This window comes from Streptomyces sp. NPDC048277 (assembly GCF_040652235.1).
Classification (GTDB): Bacteria; Actinomycetota; Actinomycetes; order Streptomycetales; family Streptomycetaceae; genus Streptomyces.
In genome coordinates this window covers 175015-181014 of sequence record NZ_JBEZLQ010000023.1, presented here as the reverse complement: position 1 = coordinate 181014, position 6000 = coordinate 175015, and the positions used below count along the sequence as shown (strand labels likewise).

The 6000-nt window shown below is 68.8% G+C and carries 8 protein-coding genes and 1 pseudogene; 2 read left to right on the top strand and 7 right to left on the bottom strand.

Annotation, left to right across the window (positions count from 1 at the left end; all coding sequences use genetic code 11):
• Window positions 1–340, top strand: a pseudogene (locus tag AB0D85_RS38365) (transposase family protein); the annotation flags it as partial.
• A 204-nt stretch (window positions 341–544) separates the two neighbouring features.
• Here the strand turns inward: AB0D85_RS38365 and AB0D85_RS38360 are convergent.
• The 5 genes from AB0D85_RS38360 to AB0D85_RS38340 all read right to left on the bottom strand — a co-directional run bounded on the left by AB0D85_RS38360 (window position 545) and on the right by AB0D85_RS38340 (window position 3311).
• A complete protein-coding gene (locus AB0D85_RS38360) occupies window positions 545–694 on the bottom strand; it encodes a hypothetical protein (protein ID WP_362331003.1) in 150 nt (49 codons plus the stop codon).
• A 224-nt stretch (window positions 695–918) separates the two neighbouring features.
• On the bottom strand, window positions 919–1110 hold the full coding sequence (locus tag AB0D85_RS38355; protein ID WP_362330979.1) for a hypothetical protein: 192 nt from the start codon (window positions 1108–1110) through the stop codon (window positions 919–921).
• A 229-nt stretch (window positions 1111–1339) separates the two neighbouring features.
• Complete coding sequence (locus AB0D85_RS38350; protein ID WP_362330976.1) at window positions 1340–1549, bottom strand: 4-oxalocrotonate tautomerase family protein; 210 nt, start codon at window positions 1547–1549, stop codon at window positions 1340–1342.
• A gap of 95 nt (window positions 1550–1644) precedes the next feature.
• On the bottom strand, window positions 1645–2553 hold the full coding sequence (locus AB0D85_RS38345; protein WP_362330973.1) for an SDR family oxidoreductase: 909 nt from the start codon (window positions 2551–2553) through the stop codon (window positions 1645–1647).
• Window positions 2550–3311 carry an SDR family oxidoreductase gene (locus tag AB0D85_RS38340; RefSeq protein WP_362330970.1) on the bottom strand — a complete coding sequence of 254 codons (762 nt, stop codon included), beginning with the start codon at window positions 3309–3311 and terminating at the stop codon, window positions 2550–2552. Before AB0D85_RS38340 ends, AB0D85_RS38345 begins: the two co-directional genes overlap by 4 nt.
• A gap of 77 nt (window positions 3312–3388) precedes the next feature.
• On the opposite strand from AB0D85_RS38340, the gene AB0D85_RS38335 reads away from it, so the two are divergent.
• Window positions 3389–4279 carry a helix-turn-helix transcriptional regulator gene (locus tag AB0D85_RS38335; RefSeq protein WP_362330967.1) on the top strand — a complete coding sequence of 297 codons (891 nt, stop codon included), beginning with the start codon at window positions 3389–3391 and terminating at the stop codon, window positions 4277–4279.
• Between the two features lie 98 nt (window positions 4280–4377).
• On the opposite strand, the gene AB0D85_RS38330 is transcribed toward AB0D85_RS38335, so the two are convergent.
• Window positions 4378–5052, bottom strand: a complete 675-nt coding sequence (locus AB0D85_RS38330) for an SUMF1/EgtB/PvdO family nonheme iron enzyme (RefSeq protein WP_362330964.1) — start codon at window positions 5050–5052, stop codon at window positions 4378–4380.
• 107 nt (window positions 5053–5159) lie between these two features.
• Entirely contained in the window at window positions 5160–5948 is a 789-nt protein-coding gene (locus AB0D85_RS38325) for an AraC family transcriptional regulator (protein ID WP_362330961.1), read from the bottom strand.
• Window positions 5949–6000: the final 52 nt, after the last annotated feature.

The following is a 6000-nucleotide window of genomic DNA, read 5'->3' as shown; positions in this document are numbered from 1 at the left end:
ACGCACCTGAACCTCGACGGCACCGTCATCCGCACCGATCGCGTCGCCGCTCCCGGTCCCAACGGCGCGGACCTGTGGTGGTCCGGGAAACACCGCATCACGGTGGGAACGTGCAGGTCATCTCCACCCCGGACGGCTGGCCGATCCGGGTCTCTTCCGCCACCCGCACAAGAAGCCCGCCGGAGGCAAGCTGACCGAGGCCCGGCAGACCTACAACAAGGTCATCCGCGGCATTCACGGCGTCTGCGAGCGCGCCAACTCCCTGCTCAAGACCACCTTCAAAACCCTGCGCAGGGTCAGCCTCGACCCCAGTCGCATCACGAAGCTCGATCGTTCATAAAGGGTCCGTCAGCTTGCTGACGGACCCTTTATGGTGAGTACTGGTGGGGGTTTCCGGAGTCGGGGCAGGTTGAGCGCCCGACTGTCGCGTCGGGTGTGGGCCGGGTTCCACGGCTCCGGTCGGGGCGGCGCTGCTCGCAGGGACGGAACGCTGCTGGTCAGCCGGGGTTCGGGAGGGCGTGGAGTCGGTCCAGGGCATTGGTGATCAGGTCGGTCCAGGGCCAGTGCTGGGCGAGGCGATCTGGATGTTCTCCAGCCAGATCTGGTCCTGAGCCGTGTCGTGGAGGAGGAGGTTGCGCAGGCCGGTGGCGCGGGTGAGCTTGTTCACCGGTGGCTGGCGTACCGCCGCCAGCATCTGACCAGACAGTGACCACCACCCCGATACCACCGTCAACCCCCGAAGGACTTCCGGACCGGACCACTTGGCGAGCGAAGGCCAGGCGGTAGCTGCGGCTGGGTTGAGGTGTGGAGCGCGAGCACCTCGCGCTGCACACCGCCAGGCGCGACATCATGTCGTTGAGTTCCGAGGCGCGACCAGCTCGATCCGGGCGCCGTCCAGCGCCGCACGTCGCCCAGTCCTCACAACGAGACCGAGGCCCGCGGATGCACGATGCGCAGCGCCGCGGTCGCCGCACGGACCCGCGCGTCGAGTTCGGGGGAGAGGCCGAAACCCTCCACGCCGACGCACAGCGTTTCCGGTGTCGCGGTCCGGACCGCGGTGCGGACGGTGTCGGAGAGGCCGAGCAGTGTCGGCGCGCTTATCGCCAGCAACTCCCCTTGGTGCGTAAGGCTGCTGACCCCGCCCCCTGAATACGTCGGGTCGGGCCCGCGGGCGAGATGCGCTCCAACTCGCCACCTGCAACGGGACGAACGCCCAGCGATGGAGCGTCGGCTTCAACTGAGCCGCTCATCGAAGGACCGAGCCAACTCGGACACGTTGGGGCAATGGGCGGGCGGGGCCGGCACTGCGGTGCCGGGCCCCGCATAAATGAACGGAGTGTCAGGCGTCGCCGTTGAGCATGGCGGCGGTCAGGATGTGGCCGGCGACGCCCCAGCCGCCGTCGGTGACTTCGTCGACGAGTACGACGGTGGTGGGGCGGGCCCGCTCACCGTAGATCTCCGCGTACAGGTCGGTGGTGCGCTCGACGATCTTCTTCTTGTCCTCGGCGGTGACAGTGCCGGCGGGGACCTTGAAATGGGCGAAAGGCATGGATGCTTCTCCTTGAATTACTACTTCCGTGAATGCGGAAGTAGTTGTCTGAGGGGTGAGGACGGTGGTCAGTCCTCGGGACGGTGCCGGGGTGGTCAGAGGCTGGCTTGCGGAGTGAGCAGCTCGGCGATGCCGGCGCGGTGGAAGAACTCCGAGCGAATCCGGTCGTACACCGCGGAAACAACCTCGCTGCCGTCCCGACTGGGATCGATGTGGCTGCGGAACGGTCGTGCGCCATGGGGCAGGTCGACGATCCGGACGATTTCGTCAGCCACTTCGCCGGCTTCGCGTCCGGACGGAAAAGCGGCACTGAGGGCCTCGGTCACCGTCTCTCTGAGCCGACCGTAGGCCTCGTCGTACTCCCCGGCACGCGTGGTGTCGGCAGGCGTGCCGGCGTGGGTGAAATGGCTGGTGCCGCTCGGGTAGGCGCCGGGTATGACGAGGGTGGTCTCGATGCCGAACTTGATGAGCTCGGCGGCGTAGCTCTCGGCGAGGGCGTCCATCGCGGCCTTGGCGGCGAAGTAGGGCGCCAGGAAGGGAGGGTGCCCGCCGCGGGTCGAGGAGGACCCGACCCACACGAGCAGGCCTCGCCCCTGTTTGCGCATGATCGGAAGTACCGTGCGGTTCACTCGCTGCGTGGAGAGCACGTTGACGTCGTAGACATCGGTGAGCTGAGCGACGGTGAATGCCTCGGTCGGCCCGAGAACCATATGGCCGGCGTTGTGCACCACGACGTCGACCCGTCCCTGTTCTGCCATCACGTGATCGATGGCGGTGTCGACCGACGCCTGGTCCTGGACGTCCATCTCCACAGCGGCTATCTGCACGCCGCGCGCTTTCTTGAGTTCGGCGAGCGCCGCCATGGCGGGGGTATTGCGGTCGGCGGTCGCGCGCATGCCGGCGTAGACGGTGTGGCCGGCTTCGGCCAGGGCCCGTGCGGTGAGATTCCCGAAGCCGCTGGAGGCGCCGGTGACGACCACGACGTTCGGCTGTGTCGTCGTCACACCATGCCTCCGTTGGCGCGCAGGACCTGGCCGTTCACCCAGTGCCCTTGCGGACTGGTGAGGAAGGCGACGACGTGGGCGATGTCCTCCGGAGTGCCCAGCCTCTCCAAGGGCGGGGTCTTGGCGAGCCGGTCGATCTCGTCCTCGGTCTTGCCTTCGAGGAACAGATCGGTGGCCGTGGGTCCGGGGGCGACGGTGTTCACGGTGATGTCCCGTCCTCGCAGCTCACGGGCGAGGATCAGCGTCATTGCCTCGACGGCACTCTTGCTCGCCGCATACGCACCGTAACCAGGGAACTGCGTGCCGACCACGGAGGTCGAGAACCCCACGAACGAGCCGCCGGCCCGCAGCCGCCGTGCCGCCTGCTGGGCGACGACGAAGGTGCCCCGGATGTTGGTGCGGTGCACAGCGTCGAGCACCGTCAGGTCGAGCTCGGCGATGGGCGACAGAGCGAGCCTGCCTGCAGAGTTGACGACCACATCGACGCCGCCGAACTCCCTCTCCGCCCGGTCGAACAGCGCGGCGACCGCGTTCTCGTCCGCCACGTCGCCCTGAACCGCGATCGCCCGCCCGCCGTCAGCGGTGATGGCTGCCACCGTCTCCTCGGCGACAGCCGCGTCGCGGGCGTAGTTCACCACGACGGCCAGGCCGTCCTGGGCGAGTCTCCGGGAGACCGCCCGCCCGATGCCGCGTGATCCGCCGGTGACGATGGCGACCCGCGTCGTCGACGAGGGCTGGGGGGATGGATGTGCGTTCATGGCTCCATCGTGAACAGCGCCGACCGGCGGAACCAGGGGATGTCATCCCCTGTGTCAGTGCCCCGGCCGAGCGCAGAATGAAGACCATGGGCTCTGCGAAATACATCGAACTGGGATCCTTCCTGCGATCACGGCGGGAACGCATCCGCCCGGCCGAGGTGGGGCTTCCCACCGGGCCCCGCCGCCGGGTGCCCGGGCTGCGGCGTGACGAGGTCGCCCAGCTCGCCGGGGCGTCAGTGGACTACTACAACGAGCTTGAGCGCGGAGCCGGCTCCCAGCCGTCCGAGCAGATGATCGCCGCCCTGGCCAGGGCGCTGCGCCTGTCCGCCGACGAACGCGACCACCTCTACCACCTGGCCGATCGCCCGGTGCCGGTACAAGGCTCGGCCGCCTCGCACGTACACCCCGGCATGCTGGATCTGCTCCACCGGCTCACGTCGACACCCGCCCAGGTCATCACCGACCTGCACGTCACCCTGGTGCAGAACCCGCTTGCCGTGGCCCTGCTCGGAGATCAGTCCGGCTTCCGGGGCACCCGGGCCAGTTTCGTCCACCGGTGGTTCACCGAGCCCGAAGCCCGGCAGCTCTACCCGGAAGCCGACCACGAAGTCCAGTCCCGCGCCTTCGTCGCCGATCTGCGGGCAGCCGCGGCCAGGCGGGACGCGAAGGACGTCGAAGCCGGCTCGATGATCGGTGCGCTGCTCGACCTCTCCACCGAATTCGCCGCGCTGTGGGCCGAGCACGACGTGGCGTTCCGGCGAGACGACCGCAAACGCCTCAACCACCCCACGCTCGGTCTGATCGAGGTCAACTGTCTCAACCTGTTCAGCGAGGACGGCCGGCAACGACTGCTCTGGTTCACCCCCGCGGTCGGCACGGACAGCGCCGACCTGCTGGACCTGCTCACGGTGATCGGCACCCAGGAGATCGTCGATCCGACGCGCACTGTCTCGGGGATCGAGCCCTGACCCCGACTGCTCACAGGACGTCACCGAGGCGTCCCACTCATGGGGCTGACGCCTGCCGCGTCATGGACGTGCTGTCCGAACGCGACGTCGCGGATCGGTCAGCGCACCGCGGAACGTGCGATGCGGAACCCGACGTCGTCGACCCGGAATGTGGGGTGGCTGCGGCGCCTCACGGAAGCCCGGCAGCTCCAGTGCTCGTCGAACCAGCCGCCACCGCGCAGTACTCGGTAGGTGCCGTAGACCTCGGCGTCGTAGATGTCCCAGCACCATTCCCACACGTTGCCGAGCATGTCGTGCAGTCCCCACGCGTTGGGGCACAGGCCGCCCACCTCGTGGATGCTCTCTTCCGAGTTGCCTCGGTGCCAGGCGATCTCGTCGAGAGAGCCGTAACGCGCTCCGGCCGTACCGGCCCGGCAGGCGTGCTCCCACTCCGCTTCGCTCGGCAGCCGGTACCCGTCGGCTGTCACGTCCCAGTCGACGCCTTCGCCGCCGTCCCGCACGCGGTACACGGGCGTGAATCCCTCGCGTTCGGACAGGGCGTTGCAGAACTGGACCGCGTCCCACCAGGTGACGCCCTCGACAGGCAGCCGATCCCCACGGGCGGTGCTCGGACGCTCCCCGGTGACCTGCGCGTACAACGCTTGCGTGAGGGGATACGTCGCGAGTTCGTAGGGGGCCAGCTCGACCGCCCAACTGCGCTGCGTCCGCCGGTCCGACAGCGTGACCGTCCCCGCCGGGATTGCGATCATCTCGTGCCCTGCACCCGTGTCCATGAGCAGAAGATCCTACAGGTGCCTCCCTCGATGACTACGAGACCAGCCGCCGAACTGCTGCGGCTCCGGAGCCCGTGACGTCACCGGTCTCGAACCTCTGTCGGGCCTCACCGGAGGGCCGTCGGCGGGTTCGTTTCGGTCTGGAGGTAGGTGCCGGGGGTGTGGCCGGTGACGCGGCGGAAGGCACTGATGAAGGCGCTGGGTCTGCGGTAGCCGACGGCACGGGCGGTGGCGTTGACCGTTGTTCCGCTGCCCAGTAGCTGGATGGCGGCGCGGATGCGGACGTGAGTCCGCCACGTCGCGAAACTTAGCCCGGTCTCGGCGCGGAACAGCCTCGACAGGGTCCGTACTCCCGTGTGCACGTGCTCGGCCCAGGCCGTGAGTTCGCGCTGGTCCGCGGGATCGGCGAGGAGCCGTTCGGCGACGGCGCGCACGCGGGGGTCGGCCGGCATGGACACCTGGATGTCGTGGGAGGCCAGCGGGGTGAGCAGCTCGAACATGAGTGCCTCGCCGAGGAGTCGGCTCGGGTCCTCCGGTCCCGTTCGGCGCAGGTGTCCGATCAGTTCGCGCAACAGCGGTCCGACCGCGATCCCGGTGGGTTCGGTCCAGGTGATCGGGCAGTGATCGGCGGCGAAATGGATGACCGACATCTCGCCTTCCCGCAGCACGGTCCCGCCGTGCTCGATCCCGCCTGGAATCCACAGCCCGTAGCCCGGCGGGACCAGCCAGTCCCGGGAGGCGACGGTGCCCAGGACCGTCGCGGTCGACGTCCACAGCAGCACCGGCTCGGGATGAGCGTGAGTCGGCCGCCGCTCGACCTCCGCGGAGTCACCGCGTTCGATGCTCAGGATCGGCGACGCGGGCGGCACCGCCGGTGCGGCGTGTGAGCTGCTCATGGAACCGATCCTCTCGGCGGCACGCACGGCATGCCGGGCATCGTCGCGGAGT